The sequence below is a fragment of the Micromonospora fulviviridis genome, assembly GCF_014648395.1.
In the GTDB taxonomy this organism is placed as follows: domain Bacteria; phylum Actinomycetota; class Actinomycetes; order Mycobacteriales; family Micromonosporaceae; genus Micromonospora; species Micromonospora fulviviridis.
In genome coordinates, this window is record NZ_BMRA01000006.1 from 416,147 (window position 1) to 431,665 (window position 15,519).

A 15,519-nucleotide genomic window follows, 5' to 3' on the forward strand; every position below is an offset into this window, starting at 1 on the left:
GCCGCCGCCCGCTCAGGTCACGTCCCGCGCACGGTTCGGTCACGACCGTCGCGCTTGGGTATCGGTCCGGCCACGGAGGGATCCGCCGCGACGCCGGTCTGCGTCAATGACCATGACCCGTCCCCAGCCCCTCGGAGGAAGCCATGGTCCACATCAGACGGTCGGCGCTGCTGCTGGTGGCGATCGCCACCGCCATGGCGGTCAGCGCCTGCGGTTCGGACGGCGGCGCGCGGCGCGGCGACTCGGCTCCCGCGCCGGTCCGCCCGAACGGCGGCATCCCCTGGTCCGGTGACGAGACCCGGGCTTCGGACGACCCGCAGTCCACCTTCGCCGTGGACGTCGACACCGCGTCGTACGGCTACGCCCGCCGGCTCATCATGGACGGCCGGCTGCCGGAGCGCGGCACAGTGCGGCCGGAGGAGTTCGTCAACTCGTTCCGCCAGGACTACCCGCAGCCCGCCGGCGACGGCTTCGCCGTGCACGTCGACGGCGCCCGCCTGCCGCGGACCCATGAGGCCGGCGGCGACGAGCGGCTGCTGCGGGTCGGCCTGCAGACCCGGGCCGAGGACGAGGAGCGCCGCCCCGACGCGGCGCTCACCTTCGTCATCGACGTGTCCGGGTCGATGGGCGAGCCCGGCCGACTCGACCTGGTGCGCGACGCCCTGCACACGCTGGTGGACCAGCTGCGCCCCACCGACTCCATCGCCGTGGTCGAGTTCAGCGACAAGGCCCGGGTGGCCCGGGAGATGACGCCGGTGGCCGACGCCCGGCCGCTGCACGCGGCGATCGACTCGCTGCACACCCGGAGCAGCACCAACCTGGAGGCCGGGCTGGTGCTCGGCTACCGGGTGGCCCGGGACGGCTTCCGTCCCGGCCGGACGAACCGGGTGATCGTGCTCTCCGACGGGCTGGCGAACGTCGGCAGCACCGACGCGGAGCCGATCCTGCGCCGGGTACGCGCCGAGGCGGAGAAGCAGATCGCCCTGCTCGGCGTGGGCGTCGGCAGCGACTACGGCGACGAGCTGATGGAGCAGCTGGCCGACCGGGGCGACGGCTTCGCGGTCTACGTCAGCGAGCGGGAGCAGGCCCGCAAGGTGTTCGTACAGCAGTTGCCGGCGACGCTGAGCGTGCGGGCGCTGGACGCCAAGGTGCAGGTGACGTTCGCGCCGCAGGCGGTGCGCTCCTACCGGCTGGTGGGCTACGACAACCGGGCGGTGGCCGACGAGGACTTCCGCGACGACCGGGTCGACGGCGGCGAGGTGGGCCCGGGGCACAGCGTCACGGCGCTCTACGCGGTCCGGCTCGCCGAGGGCGCGTCCCCGTCGGCCCGGATCGCCCAGGTGCAGGTGCGCTGGACCGACCCGGCGGACCGTACGCCGGCCGAGACGTACGGTTCGGTGACCGTCGCCGACGTGGACCGGTCCTTCACCGAGGCGTCGCCACGGTTGCGGGCCTGCTACGCCGCGGCCTGGTTCGGCGAGACGCTGCGGGGTGACGGGTCCGGCGGGCAGGTCCGGTTGACCGACCTGGCCACCATCGCCGACGAGGCGGCCGCCGCCACCGAGGACGCCGAGGTGCGGGACCTGGCCCGGGTGATCCGCTCCGCCGACGAGCTGCGTTGACCGACCGGGCCGGCGCCGGGCAGGGGAGGCGCCAGCCCGCGGCGCGTCAGCGGCGGGCAGGCTTTCGGCGCCGGGCGTCGGGTGTGCGGCGCGGAGGCTTCGGCTCCGGCGGCGCGTCAGCGGCGTGCGGGTTTCGGCTCCGGCGTCGGGCGGCCGCGCTCCGGGTCGACACCGACCTGCACGGCGAGGCCCGGGTCGACGGCGAGCAGCGGGCGGGGTCCGAACAGCGCCATCGCGGTGAGCAGCTGCTCGGTGCTCCGCTCGCGCCAGGCCGGCCGCTGCTGCGGGTCCAGCTCGGCGTGCTCCCGGCGCTGCCGGCGCAGCAGGCGGCGGGCGGCGGCGCCGGTCTCGGGCACCTCGCACAGCCACCAGCCGCCGAGTGCCGTGGCCAGGCAGCACAGCAGCAGGCCCACCACGGAGGCCGGCCCTCCGGCGTCGCGCCCCTCGACCGCGCTGTCCACCAGCCGGGTCACCCCGACCGCGGCGACCGCGAACAGCGGCAGGGTGCCCAGCGCGATGCGCCGCCGCTGCGCCGGGGTGAGCAGCCAGCCGTCCCGGACGAGCCGGCCGACCAGCCGGCGTAGCGCCCGGCCGACGCCGGGGTCGGCGAGCACGGCGGCCCAGGTCTGCGGCCGGCGCAGCGCGGCGTGCAGGGCGCGGACCAGCGCGGGCGACCGGGGTGGCGGCGGGCCGTCCACCGACAGGGTGGCCAGCTCACCGCGCTGCACCACGCCGGCGCGGTGCAGCGCGGCCAGGCCCACCTGGCAGGCCAGCAGGGCCCGGTCGGTGAGGTAGGCCAGCTCGACGGGGTCCGGGGCCGCGCCCCGGGCCCGCCGGCCGGTCAGCTCGCGCGCCGCCAGCGCGACGGCGAGGGCCACGGCGACCGCCCCCAGGTAGTCGAGGAGGAAGAGCGGTCCGCTGACACCCCAGAGCATGGCGACAAGTATGGCCCGGCCGCGCGGGTCGCCCGACCGCCGCTCGGCCGCCGCTCAGGAGGCGTGGCTCACCTCACTGTCCCAGATCTGCGACCAGGGGCGGCGCAGGCCGCGGCAGACGAAGATCGGCTCGCCGTTCTCGTCGTTGTCCACGTCGACGCGCTGGTCGACCCGGCCGGCCTCGGTGACCTCGGTGAACCAGGCACGCAGCTGGTCGGGGCGCTCCCAGCCGACGGCGATCACCACGTCGGCGTCGTCGGCCGGGCGGCCGAACCCGGCCATGCTGTTGTGCCCGGAGTAGGCCCGGGGCAGGTCGCGGGCCGGGCCGTAGCGGGCCAGCGCGCCGGCCTCGCCGTAGTTGCCGGTGAGCACGACCGCCCGGGCGCGCTCCTCGGGCGGCAGGCCCCGGTGCACGGCGGCGACCGAGTCGGCGAACGCGGGCCAGCCGATGGTCTCGCCGGCGTCGTAGTTGACCTCGACCACGAACCCGGGCAGCCGGTCGGCCGGCAGGGTGGGCAGCAGCAGGACCGCGCTGCTGGCGACCATCAGCGCGGCGGCGACGGCGAGCAGCGCCTGCCGCGCCCGGGCCGCGCCGCGCCGGGCCCACTCGGCGGTGACCACCGCGCCGGCCGCGGTGAGCACCAGCAGCAGCGGGGCGTCGTAGTAGCCCTTGCCGCCGGCGAGCAGGACGATCGCGAAGACCACGAGCCAGGCCCAGCCGATCACCCGGTACGCCGCCCAGGCGGGCCGGCGCAGCAGCGCCACGAGGCCGGCGATCCAGACCGGGGTGGCGAACGGGCTGATGATGATCAGTTGCAGCACGACCGCGTCCAGCCGGCCGCTGTAGGAGCTGTCGCCGTCGGCGATCGACGAGGCCACCGAGAGCTGGGGGAAGCCGTGCGCGGCCTGCCAGGCCACGTACGGCACGGCGAGCAGGACCGCGATCCCGGCGCCGGCCAGCACCCACCGGTCCCGCAGCAGCCGGCGGGGGCCGGCGATCAGCACCCCGGCAAGCAGGCCGGCGCCGAGCAGCGCGGGCAGCAGCTTGTTGAGCATGCCCACGCCGAGCGCCAGGCCGATGCCGAGCGCCCAGCGGGTGTCGCCGGTGCGCAGCATCCGCACCGCGCACCAGGCGGCGGCGAGCCAGACCAGCATGTCGACGGTGGTGGTGCTGAGCAGGTGACCGGCGGCGAGCACCACCCCGGCCGCGGCGGCGAGCACGGCGGCGGCCACCTGGGCGGCGCGTCCCGCGCCGAACTCCCGGGCGAGCGCCGCCACCAGCACCACCGACGCGCCGCCGATCAGCGCCGACGGGGTGCGCAGCAGCACCAGGTTGCCGGGTGCGACGGTGTCCGCCAGCCGGGCGAGGGCGGGCACGAGCGGGCCCTGATCGACGTAGCCCCAGTCGAGGTGCCGGCCGCAGAGCAGGAAGTAGAGCTCGTCGCGGTGGTAGCCGTAGCGGCCGGCGAGCAGCAGCAGCACGGCGGTGACGGCCCCGCCGACCAGCCAGGGCGCGGCGGCGCGCGGCCCGGGTGGCGGGGTCGTCGGCTCGGTGGGCGCCCCGGCGTCGGGGCGGTCCAGATCGGTGACGGGTTCGGCCACGTGCCCATGATGGTCCCGCCACGCCACCTCGCGCTGCCCCGCGCGGCCGGACGGAAATCGGTACCCGGCCGGCGACGGCACCGCTAGCGTGCCCGGGATGCGCATCCGGGACTACACGCAGGCCGACTGGGCCCAGGTCTGGCCCATCGTCGAGGACGTCATCGTCGCCCAGGAGACCTTCCCCTACGACCCGACGTGGCCGGCCGAGGTGGCCCGCGAGGTGTGGGTGGAACGGCCACCGGGCCGCACCGTGGTCGCCGAGGAGGACGGCACGGTGCTCGGCACCGCCAAGATGGGCGCCAACCGGCCGGGTCCGGGCGCGCACGTGGCCACCGCCAGCTTCATGGTGGCCACTGCCGCCCGCGGTCGCGGCGTCGGCCGGGCCCTGTGCGAGCACGCCCTGGACTGGGCCCGGCGGCAGGGCTTCGCCGCGATGCAGTTCAACGCGGTGGTGGATACCAACACGGCGGCCGTGGAGCTGTACCGGCGGCTCGGCTTCACGGTGATCGGCACCGTGCCGGAGTCGTTCGCGCACCCGAAACTCGGGCGGGTCGGGCTGCACGTCATGCACCGTCCCCTGTGAGCGGCGCGGCTGCGCGAGGATGGGCCGATGAAGCCTGAGCCGATCGAGCTGGCCGCCGCCCTGGCGCGCTTCGACCAGCTGTGGAGTCCGCGCATCGTCACCACCGTCAACGACTACGACGTCCGGATCGCCAAGGTGGCCGGCGAGCACGTCTGGCACGCCCACGACCACACCGACGAGTTCTTCCTGGTGCTCGACGGCGAGCTGCGGATCGCCCTGCGCGACGGCGCGGACGGCGCGGAACGCGAGGTGGTGCTGCCGCGCGGCGCCGTGTTCGTGGTGCCACGCGGGGTGGAGCACCGGCCGTCCGCGCCGGACGGCGCGTCGATCCTCATGTTCGAGCCGTCCGGCACGTCCAGCGTCGGGGAGCGGCACGACGAGGTGCCCGGGCACGTGGACGCCACCACCGGGCACCGCCTCTGACCAGGCCGCCTCAGCGCCCGGCCGGCGCCGGCTCCGCGGCGGCCGCCTGTGTCGGGACGGGCCAGCCCAGCCGGCGTACGCCGGGGACGGCGGCCGTCCCGACGCAGGCGAGCAGGACCAGCACCCCGGCCACCGCGAGCGGGGCCGGTGCGCCCCAGGCCCGGGCGGCGAGCGGGGCGAGGGCGTACCCGAGCGGCATGGCGCCCAGCGACATCAACCAGTCGTACGAGGTGACGCGGGCGAGCACCTCGGGCGGGAACTGGCCCTGCACCACGGTCTCCCAGATCGGGTTGAGGAAGCCGAGGGCGACCAGCGCGAGGCAGTAGGCGGTGACGGTCACCGGGGCGGGCGCGGCGGCGGCGAGCAGCAGCAGCGGCGCCGCGTACGCCGCCAGGGCCAGGTTGCCCAGCAGCACCGGCCGGCGGGGTCGGGCCCGCGCGGCGAGCAGCGACCCGGCCAGCAGGCCGACCGCGCCGGCCTGCTGGAGCAGCACCCAGACGCCCTCGCCGCCGAGCCGGTCCACGGCGATCACCGGGCCGAGGGTGAGCAGCACCGCGGCGGCGCCGTTCCAGACGCCGTGGGCGACCAGGCTGCTCCAGTACCAGTCGCGGGCCCGGACCTCCCGCCAGCCGAGCATCAGGTCGGCGCGGAGCGAGCGGTGCGGCACCGGCACGTGCCGCACCGCGATGACGGCCAGCAGCGCGGCGCTGACCGCGAACGAGGCGGCGTCCAGCACGAACGCCCAGCCGGGCCCGACGGTCCAGATCAGCAGCCCGGCGAGGGCGGGGCCGGCCAGCCGGCTGGCGTTGGCGGTGGCGCCCAGGAGGGCGTTGGCGCGCTGCCGGCCGTCGCCGTCGACGGTCCCGGCGACCAGCGGGGATGCCGTGGGGATGGCGAACGCCGAGGCCGCGCCGCCGACGGCCGAGGCCACCGCGAGGTGGGCCACCGCGGGGGCGCCGCCGAGCAGTTCGACGCCGACGGCCAGTTGGGCGGCGCAGCGCACCAGGTCGGTGGCGAGGGCGACGCGGCGGGCGGCGAACCGGTCGGCGACCACGCCGCCGAGGGGGAGCAGCAGCAGCCGGGGCACCATCGCGCAGGCCAGCACCGTGGCGAGCGCGGCGGTCGAGCCGGTCGCCCGGAGCACGGCCAGGGCCAGCGCGGTGGGCACCACGGCGTCGCCGAGCGCGGAGACGGTACGGCCGAGGAACAGCAGGCGGAAGGGGCGGAGCCGGAGAGGATGGGTCACTTCGGCAGGATACTTCGACGCCGAATATTTCGACAACGAATATTTCGCCACCGGCGTACCGTGATGGGGGTGACCGACCGCGACCTCGTCGACGAGCACGTCGAACGCTGGCTGCCCGTGCTGCCCGACCTCGACCCCGACATGGAGGGGGCGGTGGTCCGGATGTCGCTGCTCACCCGGCACCTGCGCGACGTGAAGGACCGGGCGCTGGCCGAGCTGGACCTCCAGGAGAAGGAGTACGGCACCCTGCACGCCCTCGCCGGCCGGGGTGGTCGGGGCGCGCCCTCGGAGATCGCCGGTGACCTGCGGATGGCGCCCGCCTCGATCACCGCTCGGGTGGACGCGCTGGTGCGTCGGGGCTTCGTCCGGCGGATCCCGTCCGAGGTGGACCGGCGCCGGATCGACGTCGAACTCACCGACGCCGGCCGCGCCGCCTGGCGGCGCGCCATCGCGGTGGTGGGCGACGAGGAGCACCGGGTCCTCGGCGCGTTGACGCCGGAGGAGCGGCGGGTCCTGTCCGACCTGCTCCGCCGGGTCACCCTGGCGGCCGGGCCGCCGCCAGGCCGGATCTGACCGGCCGGAATGTCGGTGGCCGGGACTAGGTTGGCCATCGACCAGCCGACACCCCACCAGGGAGGCCCCATGAGCACGCTCGTCGACCGACCGCACACCGCCCTGCTTGTCATCGACGTGCAGAACGGTGTGGTGCAGCACGCGTACGACCGGGACCGGGTGGTGGGCAACATCGCCGCCCTCGTCGACCGGGCCCGGGCGGCCGGGGTCGAGGTGGTCTGGGTGCAGCACCGCAGCGAGGAGCTGCCCACCGGCAGCGAGCAGTGGCAGTACGTGCCCGAGCTGGCGCGCCGCGACGAGGAGGCGCTGGTGCACAAGGCCTACGGCGACTCGTTCGAGGAGACCGACCTGGAGTCCGTCCTCGCCGCGCGGGGCGTCGGCCGGCTCGTCGTGACCGGCGCGCAGACCGACGCGTGCATCCGCTCGACGCTGCACGGCGCGATCACCCGGGGCTACGACGCGACGCTCGTCGCCGACGCCCACACCACCGAGGACCTCTCCGCCTACGGCGCGCCCGCGCCCGAGCAGGTGATCGCCCACACCAACCTCTACTGGCAGTACCACTCCGCGCCCGGCCGCACCGCCGGCACGGTCGACACCGCCGACGTCGACTTCGCCGCCCCGGTCCCCGCCTGAGCCGAGCCTCCGGCCGCCACGGCGCACCCAGCGCTGGCTGCCTAGGCCTCTGCGCCAGCGCCCACCCCCGGTCGAAAATCCCTGGCCGCCCGGGGGTGGGCGCTGGCAGGCTGCCGGCCATGAGCTCACAGGCCCTGGCGGGGGCGCTCGCCGACGAGCGCCGCCGCGCCGTGTTCGCCGCGATCGTGCTCGGCGCCGGGGACGTCCCCGCCGTGGTCTCCCGGACCGGGTTGTCCGCCCGGGACGCCGCCACCGCGGTCCGCCGGCTCACCGACGTCGGCGTGCTGACCGACGACGGGACCGGGCTGCGGGTCGACGGCGAGCGGCTGCGTGACTTCGCCCGCGCGGGCGGCCCGCCCGCGCTGGCGCCGGCGGCGGACCCCCGCGAGACGATCCTGCGCACCTTCCTCCGCGACGGGACGCTGACCCGGCTGCCCGCCCAGCGCGGCCGCCGCCGGGTGCTGCTGGAGCACATCACCGAGCGCTCCTTCACCCCTGGCGTGCGGTATCCGGAACGGGCCGTGGACGACGCGCTGCGCCGCTGGTGCGAGGGCGGCGAGGCCGACCACGTGACACTGCGCCGCTACCTGATCGACGACCGGCTGCTCGCCCGCGACCACGGCGTCTACTGGCGACCCTGAGCCGGGAACGGCCGTTGACCACCTGCGACGCCGACCGCCACGTGCCCCGGCACTGGTTCGAGAAACCGCTGCCGGCCCGAGTTGACGACGCCGCCGTGCCGCGCTAAAACAGGAATCGAGAACTTGAGTCAACCTGACTCAACTTGACACCTTCGGCCAGGAGAACCGAGGAGGCACGGCCATGTTGATGCGTACCGACCCCTTCCGCGAGATCGACCGGCTCGCCGAGCAGTTCTTCGGCACCACGGCCCGGCCGGCGGTCATGCACCTCGACGCCTACCGCGACGGCGACTACTTCTACGCCGCCTTCGACCTGCCCGGCGTCGACCCGGACAGCATCGACTGCACGGTGGAGCGCAACGTGCTGACCGTCCGCGCGGAGCGGCGCCGGGCGGCCGGCGACAACGTCGAACTGGTCGCCGCCGAGCGACCGATGGGCACCTTCACCCGTCAGCTCTTCCTGGGCGACACCCTCGACACCGACAAGCTGGAGGCCGGCTACGAGAACGGGGTGCTGACCCTGCGCATCCCGATCTCCGAGCGGGCCAAGCCGCGCCGGATCGCGGTCACCGCGTCCGGCAACGGCCGCCGCGAGATCAGCGCCTGAGCCAGGTCACGGCGACGTGGCGGCGGGGGTGGCCGGGGTGCCGGCCACACCCGCCGGCGTGTCCGGGGCGACCGGGTAGAGCCGCGCCAGGGCGTGCGCCGTGGCGGTGAGGCGGTCCCGCAGCTCGGCCGGCTCCAGCACCTCCACCTCCGCGCCGAGCTTGAGCAGCTCGGTGTGGGCGTGTTTCACCGACTCGATCGGCACGGTGGTCTCCAGCCATCCGTCCGGGCCGGGCTCGCCGGCCGCGGCCCGGGCCGCCCGGCTCATCTCCGGCGGGAAGACGTACGGCATGAACTCCAGCGCGGCCACGGTCAGCCGGATCCGGGCCCGGCCGCGGTAGACGTCGCGCTCGTAGCGCTCGGTCCACTCCCGCCAGTAGTCGGCCAGGTCGAAGTCGGCGGGCCGCTCGTAGCGCTCGTCGGAGACCACCACGTCGAGGACTGCACCGACCCGGTAGGTCCGCAGCTGCCCGTCGCAGCGGGCCACCAGATACCACCGGCCGGCCTTGAGCACCACGCCCAGCGGGGCGACCACCCGGGTCACCTCGCGCGGTGCGCGCCAGCGGCGGTAGCGCATCTCCACCAGCCGGTCCTCCCACACCGCCCGGGCCAGCGCGGCCAGGTGCGGGGTGGCTTCGGGGTGCCGGAACCAGCCCGGCGCGTCCAGGTGGAACCGCTGCCGCGCCCGGCCACCCCGGTCGGCCAGCTCGTCGGGGAGCGCGGCGAGCAGCTTCAGCTCGGCGGCCGCCACCACCGGCCCCAGGCCCAGGTCGGCGGCCGGGCCGGGCATGCCGGCCAGGAACAGCGCCTCGGCCTCCGGCGCGGTCAACCCGGTGAGCCGGGTCCGGTAGCCCTCCAGCAGCCGGTAGCCGCCGGCCGGGCCGCGGTCGGCGTACACCGGGACGCCGGCGGCGCCGAGCGACTCGACGTCCCGGTAGACGGTCCGGACCGACACCTCCAGGGCGTCGGCGAGCTCCTGGGCGGTCATCCGGCCCCGGGTCTGCAGGAGCAGCAGCAGGGAGACCAGGCGGCTGGCACGCACGCCGTGACGGTAACCCGCGCCGGTAAACCGGTGGCGGCCCGGTCCGCCGGCTGGCAGGGTCGGTGGCGTCAGCGTCGCCGACCGAGCAGGAGCCGACCGACACATGTGATCCGCGAGGACGCGGCCGGGCGCACCGCCCCGCCGCCACGGCCCTCGACCGCCGCCGCCACGCCGGCCGCGGTCCCGCCCGTCGTCCCGCGGAGGATCGCCCGTGTTGAAAGCCGTCGCCGTCAGCAAGCACTACGACACCGAGCCGCTGTTCGCCGGTCTGGACCTGATCGTCAACGCCGGTGACCGGGTGGGCCTGGTCGGCCCGAACGGGGTGGGCAAGTCCACGCTGCTGCGGGTGCTCATCGGCGAGGAGCCGCCGTCGGCGGGCCACGTGGGCCGCGCGCCCGGCACCACCGTCGGCTACTTCGCCCAGCAGGTGCCCGACCCGGACGCCACGGTGGGCGAGTTCCTCGCCGCCGGGCTCGGCGAGCTGCACCCGCTCGCGGCGGAGCTGCGCGAGCTGGAGCGCCGGTTGGCCGGCGGCGACACCGCCGCGCTCGACGCGTACGGGGAGGCGCAGGACCGGTGGGCGGCGCTGGACGGGTGGCGGGCGCAGGCCCGGCTGACCGAGGTCCGGCAGCGCCTCGACGTCGACCACCTGGCCGACGACACCCCGCTGCACCGGGTCAGCGGCGGCGAGCAGGCCCGGCTCACCCTGGCCCGGGTGCTGCTCGACGCCCCGGACCTGCTGGTGCTGGACGAGCCGACGAACCACCTCGACGCCGACGGCATCGCCTGGCTCGGGGAGTGGCTGGCCGCGTTCCCCGGCGGGGTGCTGGTGGTCAGCCACGACCGGGCGTTCCTGGACCGCACGGTGCAGCGGATGGTGGAGCTGGACGGGATCCACGACGAGCCGCAGACCTACTCCGGCGGCTACACCGACTACCGCGCCGAGAAGATCCGGCGCTGGCAGCGGCTGCTGCTGGACTACGAGGCGCAGCAGAAGGACCACCGCCGCTGGCTGGCCGACATCGCCCGGACCAAGGAGCAGGCCCGCGGGGTGGAGGAGTCGGTGCGCAGCGGCCTGGGCGCCGACCAGCAGCGCCGCTACGCGAAGAAGGTGGCGAAGAAGGCGAAGGCCCGGGAGCGGCGGCTGCGCCGGCAGATGGACTCGATCCGCTGGCTGGCGCAGCCGCGTACCCGGCCGAGCCTGGCGCTGGCGTTTCCCGAGGCCGCGCCGGTGGACGGCGAGGTGCTGCGGGCCCGCGACCTGACCCTGACCGCCGGCGGCCGGGCCCTGCTGGACCGGGCCGACCTGGGCGTGCGCGGTGGCGACCGGATCCTGCTCACCGGCCCCAACGGGGCCGGCAAGACCACCCTGCTGCGGGCCCTCGCCGGCCGGCGCGACCCCGACGGCGGGCGGGTCGAGGCCGCCGCGGGCGTCGCGCTGCTGCCGCAGACCCACGACGCGCTGCGCACCGACGTCACCGTCCTGGACCACTTCCGCGCCCACGTCCCCGTGTACGCCGACGACGCCGAGCGGCTGCTCGACGGCTACCTGTTCGGGCCGGAGCAGTGGGACGCGCGGCTGCGCACCCTGTCGGCCGGCGAGTTGCGCCGGCTGCTGCTCGCCGTGCTGGTGAACAGCCCGGCCCGGGTGCTGCTGCTCGACGAGCCGACGAACTACCTGGACTTCGACTCCCTGGAGGTGGTCGAGGCGGCGCTGGGGGAGTTCCGCGGCACGGTGGTGATGGTCAGCCACGACACCTGGTTCGCCGAGGCGGTGGGTGTCGACCGGCGGTGGCGGCTCGGTGACGGCCGGTTGGTGGAGGAGGCGGGGTGAGATCTCGTCGGGCGCGCCTCGTCGCGAATCGCCCGGGCGGCTGAGAGCCTTTCTCACATGCTGCGTCCCGAGGTGCTGCCCCGCGGGTCGGCCGCCGCCGCCCTGCGCGGCGGGCCGACCGACTTCACCGAGGCGTGGCTGCGCAACCGCCGGCTGTCCGAGCACACCCGCGACGCGTACCGGCGGGACGTCACCGGCTGGCTGAGCTGGTGCGCCGCCCGGGACCTCGACCCGCTGCGGGCCAGTTTCCTCGACGTCAACGCCTACGGCCGCGAGCTGGAGTCCACGCCGTGTGGGCGCGGCGGCCGGCCGCTCACCCCGGCCACGGTGGCCCGCCGCCTGTCCGCCCTGTCGAGCTGGTACGACTTCCTGGTCAAGCTGCGCGCGGTCGACGCCAACCCGGTCGCCGCCGCGGACCGCCCCCGGGTCGACCGGGACCACTCCGCCACGGTGGGGCTCACCCCGGACGAGGTCGACGCGCTGCTCGCCGCCGCCGACGCGGACACGGGCGCGACCGCCGCCCGCAACCGGGCCGCCATCGCCCTCCTGGCCGACCTGGGCCTGCGGGTCGGCGAGCTGGTCTCGCTGGACCTCGCCGACCTGGGCGCCGAGCGCGGGCACCGCAGCATCCGGTTCGTCGGCAAGGGTGGCAAGGTCCGACGGCGGGCGCTCACCCCCGGCACGGCGTACGCGATCGACGCCTACCTGGCGGCGCGCGCCGCCGCCCAGGGGGTGACGGTGCCGGAGCTGACCGGTCCGCTGCTGGTCACCGCGACCGGCGGGCGGCTGGACCGGCACGCGGTGTTCCGGCTGGTGCGCCGGCTCGCCCAGGCCGCCGGGATCCCCGCCTGGGCGAAGCTGTCCCCGCACTCGCTGCGGCACGCGTTCGCCACCACGGCCCGCGCCGAGGGGGTGCCGCTGGAGGACGTGCAGGACGCCATGGGGCACGCCGACCCGCGGACCACCCGCCGCTACGACCGGGACCGGCACAACCTGGACCGCGACCCGGCGTACGCGATCTGGGCCGCCCGGGCACGCCGGCGCGGATAGCCCGCCTGACCGCCGTACCGGGGCCGTAGGGTGCCGGAATGCGACACGGGCTGGAGATCTGCTGCGGAGGCGCGTCGGTCACGGTGTCCGACCTGGTCGCGCTCGGCGAGCTGGCAGAGCGGGCCGGCTGGGACGGGGTGTTCCTGGAGGACTACCTCATCCATCACGCCGGGGAAGACCCACCCACCTGGGATCCCTGGCTGGTGCTGGCGGCGGTGGCCGGCCACACCGAGCGGATCCGGCTGGGCACCACGGTGACCGCGCTGCCCCGGCGCCGCCCGGCCAAGCTGGCCCGCGAGGTGCTCACCCTCGACCACCTGTCCCGCGGCCGGGCCGGGGTCGCCGTGGGTGTCGGTGACCCGGCGGACCGGGGGCTGGCCGCGTTCGGTGAGCCGACCGACCTGAAGACCCGCGCCGCGATGCTCGACGAGGGCCTCGACCTGCTGGTCGGGCTGCTCGGCGGCGAGCGGGTCACGCACCGGGGCGCCCACTACCGGGCCGACGGGGTGGCCCTGCGGCCGGGGCCGGTGCAGTCGCCCCGGGTGCCGGTCTGGGTCGGCGGCAGCACGCAGGCCGCGGCGGTGCTGCGGCGGGCCGCCCGCGCGGACGGCATCGTGCCCTACAAGCTGACCGACACCACCGGCTGGTCCGACTTCACGGCCGAGGAGGTGCGCGACCTGGTCGCCGCGTTGCCGGCCGCCCGGGCTGACGGGCAGCCGTTCGACGTGGCGATCGGCGGCCGGCAGCGGCGCCCTGACGAGCGGGCCGAGCGGGCCTACCTGGCGGATCTGGCGGCGGCCGGCGCGACCTGGTGGCTGGAGTACGTCCCGGCCGGCGACCCGGCCGAGATGCTCGCCGCGGTCGCCCGGGGCCCGCTGCGCTGACCGTTCACCGCCCGCGCGGCGGCCGCTGGCGGGCGTCGTAGTCCTGGCGGGCCTGCTCGACCCGGTCGAGGTGGCCGGCGGACCACTGCGCCAGGTGGGCGAAGAGCGGGGCCAGGCTGCGCCCCAGCTCGGTGATCTCGTATTCCACCCGGGGCGGGACCTCGGCGTGGTAGGTGCGCCGCACCAGGCCGTCGCGTTCGAGCTGCCGCAGCCGCTGGGTGAGCACCTTCGGGGTGATGGTGACGAGCCGCCGTTCCAGCTCGACGAAGCGCTGCCGGCCGTACTCGTGCAGGGCCCAGAGGATCGGCGTGGTCCAGCGGCTGAACACGAGGTCGACCACCGGGGCGATCGGGCAGGCCTGCTCCGGGTCACCGTCCACCCCGGAGCGCCAGGTGGTGCTGCTCACAATCCCTCCCGAGGCCGTTACTTTCCTCTAGGTACCTACTATACGCAGGCGATTAACGTGCTCGGTGTCCACATGCACACCGAGAGGGGCACATCATGATCGTGGTTACCGGCGCGACGGGGAATGTCGGACGACCGCTGGTGCGGGCGCTGGCCGGGGCGGGTGAACCGGTGACGGCCGTGTCCCGGCGCGTCGCGGCGGCGGACCTGCCACCGGGCGTACGGGCGGTCCGCGCCGACCTGGCCGACCCGGCCGGGCTGAAGGCGGCGTTCGACGGCGCCGACGCGCTCTTCCTGCTGTTCACCGGCGAGCAGTTGGCCGGCGGCGCGGACCCGGAGGCCATCCTGGACACCGCGCGGCAGGCGGGCGTACGCCGGGTGGTGCTGCTGTCCTCGCAGGGCGTGGCGACGAAACGCCATCCGCCGGGGCAGGAGGAGGCGGTCCGCGCGTCCGGGCTGGAGTGGACGGTGCTGCGGCCGGGCGGCTTCCACTCCAACGCCCTCGCCTGGGCGCCCGGGGTACGCGCCGGGCGGGTGGTGCACGCGCCGTTCGGCGACGTGGCGCTGCCGAGCGTCGACCCGGCCGACATCGCCGAGGTGGCGGCGCTCGCGCTGCGCGGCGGCAGCCACGCCGGAGGAACGTACGAGCTGACCGGGCCGGCGGCGGTCTCGCCACGGCAGCAGGCGGCGGCGCTCGCGGCGGCGCTCGGGGAGCCGGTCCGGTTCGTCGAGCAGACCGCGCAGCAGGCGCGGGAGCAGATGCTGGCGTTCATGCCGGAGCCGGTGGTGGCGGCGACCCTGAGCATCCTGGGCACGCCTTCGCCGGCCGAGCAGCGGGTCAGCCCGGATGTCGAGCAGCTGCTCGGCCGGGCGCCGCGCGGCTTCGCCGACTGGGCGGCGCGACACGTCGCGGACTTCCGCTGACCGGTCCCGCCGGCCCGCCGGGGCTTGCCCGGCGGGCCGGCGGCGGTGCTCAGCCCTGCGGCCGGGGGCAGAGGCAGAACGGCTGGCCGATCGGGTCGAGCAGCACGGTCCACCGCTCGCCGCCCGGCTGGAACTCCGGCCGCGTCGCGCCGGCCGCCACGAACTCCTTCTCGGCGACGGTCACGTCGTCGACGTAGAGGTCGAGGTGGTAGCGCTTGCCGGCGGTCTCGTCCGGCCAGGCCGGCGGCGCGTATCCGGGCACCAGGCCGAAGCCGATCGAGGTCCCGTCCGTGCTGATCATGGCGTATTCGGCCTGGCTGTGGGTGACCTCCCAGCCGAGGGCGCGGGAGTAGAACGCGGCGTGGGCGACCGGGTCGGAGCTGTCGAGGTTGACCATGGCGAGGTCGGCGTGCAATGTCATGCCGGCAGTCTGCCGAAGGTACCTGCCATCTTCTGTCAGGATCAGCCGGCGGATCGCAGCCGGCACAAGTTCCTGCGGGCCGGCCCGCAGGT

General features: G+C 75.9%; 17 protein-coding genes. 11 read left to right on the forward strand and 6 right to left on the reverse strand.

The features are described 5' to 3' along the window. Nucleotides 1-143: 143 nt before the first annotated feature. Entirely contained in the window at nucleotides 144-1,622 is a 1,479-nt protein-coding gene (locus IEY96_RS18795) for a vWA domain-containing protein (RefSeq protein ID WP_189196088.1), read from the forward strand. Nucleotides 1,623-1,738: 116 nt separating this feature from the next. Here IEY96_RS18795 and IEY96_RS18800 read toward each other — a convergent pair whose 3' ends face one another. Further along, nucleotides 1,739-2,557, reverse strand: a complete 819-nt coding sequence (locus tag IEY96_RS18800) for a TIGR04222 domain-containing membrane protein (protein ID WP_189196089.1) — start codon at nucleotides 2,555-2,557, stop codon at nucleotides 1,739-1,741. A 54-nt stretch (nucleotides 2,558-2,611) separates the two neighbouring features. Then, on the reverse strand, nucleotides 2,612-4,159 hold the full coding sequence (locus IEY96_RS18805; RefSeq protein WP_189196090.1) for an ArnT family glycosyltransferase: 1,548 nt from the start codon (nucleotides 4,157-4,159) through the stop codon (nucleotides 2,612-2,614). Nucleotides 4,160-4,256: 97 nt separating this feature from the next. Between IEY96_RS18805 and IEY96_RS18810 the strand changes: the two genes are divergently transcribed. Continuing rightward, nucleotides 4,257-4,742 (forward strand): GNAT family N-acetyltransferase, encoded by a 486-nt coding sequence (locus IEY96_RS18810; RefSeq protein WP_189196091.1) that lies wholly within the window; start codon nucleotides 4,257-4,259, stop codon nucleotides 4,740-4,742. A 27-nt stretch (nucleotides 4,743-4,769) separates the two neighbouring features. Beyond that, nucleotides 4,770-5,165: a cupin domain-containing protein gene (locus tag IEY96_RS18815; protein WP_091307097.1), complete on the forward strand. Its 396-nt coding sequence runs from the start codon at nucleotides 4,770-4,772 to the stop codon at nucleotides 5,163-5,165. Nucleotides 5,166-5,175: 10 nt separating this feature from the next. Here the strand turns inward: IEY96_RS18815 and IEY96_RS18820 are convergent, their stop codons facing one another. Next, nucleotides 5,176-6,411: an MFS transporter gene (locus tag IEY96_RS18820; protein WP_189196092.1), complete on the reverse strand. Its 1,236-nt coding sequence runs from the start codon at nucleotides 6,409-6,411 to the stop codon at nucleotides 5,176-5,178. A 69-nt stretch (nucleotides 6,412-6,480) separates the two neighbouring features. Between IEY96_RS18820 and IEY96_RS18825 the strand changes: the two genes are divergently transcribed. From IEY96_RS18825 to IEY96_RS18840, 4 genes are all read left to right on the forward strand, one after another. Further along, the gene (locus IEY96_RS18825) at nucleotides 6,481-6,984 is read left to right on the forward strand and encodes a MarR family winged helix-turn-helix transcriptional regulator (RefSeq protein ID WP_229791699.1); all 504 of its coding nucleotides are present in this window, start codon (nucleotides 6,481-6,483) and stop codon (nucleotides 6,982-6,984) included. A 69-nt stretch (nucleotides 6,985-7,053) separates the two neighbouring features. Beyond that, the gene (locus tag IEY96_RS18830) at nucleotides 7,054-7,620 is read left to right on the forward strand and encodes an isochorismatase family protein (protein ID WP_189196094.1); all 567 of its coding nucleotides are present in this window, start codon (nucleotides 7,054-7,056) and stop codon (nucleotides 7,618-7,620) included. A gap of 119 nt (nucleotides 7,621-7,739) precedes the next feature. Continuing rightward, nucleotides 7,740-8,261 (forward strand): DUF2087 domain-containing protein, encoded by a 522-nt coding sequence (locus tag IEY96_RS18835; protein ID WP_189196095.1) that lies wholly within the window; start codon nucleotides 7,740-7,742, stop codon nucleotides 8,259-8,261. 181 nt (nucleotides 8,262-8,442) lie between these two features. Continuing rightward, nucleotides 8,443-8,868 (forward strand): Hsp20/alpha crystallin family protein, encoded by a 426-nt coding sequence (locus tag IEY96_RS18840; RefSeq protein WP_189196096.1) that lies wholly within the window; start codon nucleotides 8,443-8,445, stop codon nucleotides 8,866-8,868. A gap of 6 nt (nucleotides 8,869-8,874) precedes the next feature. On the opposite strand, the gene IEY96_RS18845 is transcribed toward IEY96_RS18840, so the two are convergent. Next, nucleotides 8,875-9,909 carry a helix-turn-helix transcriptional regulator gene (locus IEY96_RS18845; RefSeq protein ID WP_189196097.1) on the reverse strand — a complete coding sequence of 345 codons (1,035 nt, stop codon included), beginning with the start codon at nucleotides 9,907-9,909 and terminating at the stop codon, nucleotides 8,875-8,877. A gap of 211 nt (nucleotides 9,910-10,120) precedes the next feature. Here IEY96_RS18845 and IEY96_RS18850 point away from each other — a divergent pair, with 211 nt between their 5' ends. The 3 genes from IEY96_RS18850 to IEY96_RS18860 are packed head-to-tail and all read left to right on the forward strand — an operon-like array spanning nucleotide 10,121 to nucleotide 13,677. Then, the gene (locus IEY96_RS18850) at nucleotides 10,121-11,743 is read left to right on the forward strand and encodes an ABC-F family ATP-binding cassette domain-containing protein (RefSeq protein WP_189196098.1); all 1,623 of its coding nucleotides are present in this window, start codon (nucleotides 10,121-10,123) and stop codon (nucleotides 11,741-11,743) included. 57 nt (nucleotides 11,744-11,800) lie between these two features. Next, nucleotides 11,801-12,793: a tyrosine-type recombinase/integrase gene (locus IEY96_RS18855; RefSeq protein WP_189196099.1), complete on the forward strand. Its 993-nt coding sequence runs from the start codon at nucleotides 11,801-11,803 to the stop codon at nucleotides 12,791-12,793. Between the two features lie 38 nt (nucleotides 12,794-12,831). After that, nucleotides 12,832-13,677 (forward strand): LLM class flavin-dependent oxidoreductase, encoded by an 846-nt coding sequence (locus tag IEY96_RS18860; RefSeq protein ID WP_189196100.1) that lies wholly within the window; start codon nucleotides 12,832-12,834, stop codon nucleotides 13,675-13,677. A gap of 4 nt (nucleotides 13,678-13,681) precedes the next feature. Here the strand turns inward: IEY96_RS18860 and IEY96_RS18865 are convergent, their stop codons facing one another. After that, nucleotides 13,682-14,083 (reverse strand): winged helix-turn-helix transcriptional regulator, encoded by a 402-nt coding sequence (locus IEY96_RS18865; RefSeq protein ID WP_229791700.1) that lies wholly within the window; start codon nucleotides 14,081-14,083, stop codon nucleotides 13,682-13,684. Between the two features lie 95 nt (nucleotides 14,084-14,178). On the opposite strand from IEY96_RS18865, the gene IEY96_RS18870 reads away from it, so the two are divergent. Continuing rightward, a complete protein-coding gene (locus IEY96_RS18870; RefSeq protein ID WP_189196101.1) occupies nucleotides 14,179-15,006 on the forward strand; it encodes an SDR family oxidoreductase in 828 nt (275 codons plus the stop codon). Nucleotides 15,007-15,055: 49 nt separating this feature from the next. Here the strand turns inward: IEY96_RS18870 and IEY96_RS18875 are convergent, their stop codons facing one another. Next, on the reverse strand, nucleotides 15,056-15,427 hold the full coding sequence (locus IEY96_RS18875; RefSeq protein ID WP_189196102.1) for a VOC family protein: 372 nt from the start codon (nucleotides 15,425-15,427) through the stop codon (nucleotides 15,056-15,058). Between the last annotated feature and the right edge of the window lie 92 nt (nucleotides 15,428-15,519).

What these genes read in the sequence shown, in the direction of transcription:
- IEY96_RS18795 (WP_189196088.1), top strand. Translation starts at nt 144, where the DNA reads ATGGTCCACATCAGACGGTCGGCGCTGCTGCTGGTGGCGATCGCCACC.
- IEY96_RS18800 (WP_189196089.1), bottom strand. Translation starts at nt 2,557, where the DNA reads ATGCTCTGGGGTGTCAGCGGACCGCTCTTCCTCCTCGACTACCTGGGG.
- IEY96_RS18810 (WP_189196091.1), top strand. Translation starts at nt 4,257, where the DNA reads ATGCGCATCCGGGACTACACGCAGGCCGACTGGGCCCAGGTCTGGCCC.
- IEY96_RS18815 (WP_091307097.1), top strand. Translation starts at nt 4,770, where the DNA reads ATGAAGCCTGAGCCGATCGAGCTGGCCGCCGCCCTGGCGCGCTTCGAC.
- IEY96_RS18830 (WP_189196094.1), top strand. Translation starts at nt 7,054, where the DNA reads ATGAGCACGCTCGTCGACCGACCGCACACCGCCCTGCTTGTCATCGAC.
- IEY96_RS18835 (WP_189196095.1), top strand. Translation starts at nt 7,740, where the DNA reads ATGAGCTCACAGGCCCTGGCGGGGGCGCTCGCCGACGAGCGCCGCCGC.
- IEY96_RS18840 (WP_189196096.1), top strand. Translation starts at nt 8,443, where the DNA reads ATGTTGATGCGTACCGACCCCTTCCGCGAGATCGACCGGCTCGCCGAG.
- IEY96_RS18855 (WP_189196099.1), top strand. Translation starts at nt 11,801, where the DNA reads ATGCTGCGTCCCGAGGTGCTGCCCCGCGGGTCGGCCGCCGCCGCCCTG.
- IEY96_RS18860 (WP_189196100.1), top strand. Translation starts at nt 12,832, where the DNA reads ATGCGACACGGGCTGGAGATCTGCTGCGGAGGCGCGTCGGTCACGGTG.
- IEY96_RS18870 (WP_189196101.1), top strand. Translation starts at nt 14,179, where the DNA reads ATGATCGTGGTTACCGGCGCGACGGGGAATGTCGGACGACCGCTGGTG.
- IEY96_RS18875 (WP_189196102.1), bottom strand. Translation starts at nt 15,427, where the DNA reads ATGACATTGCACGCCGACCTCGCCATGGTCAACCTCGACAGCTCCGAC.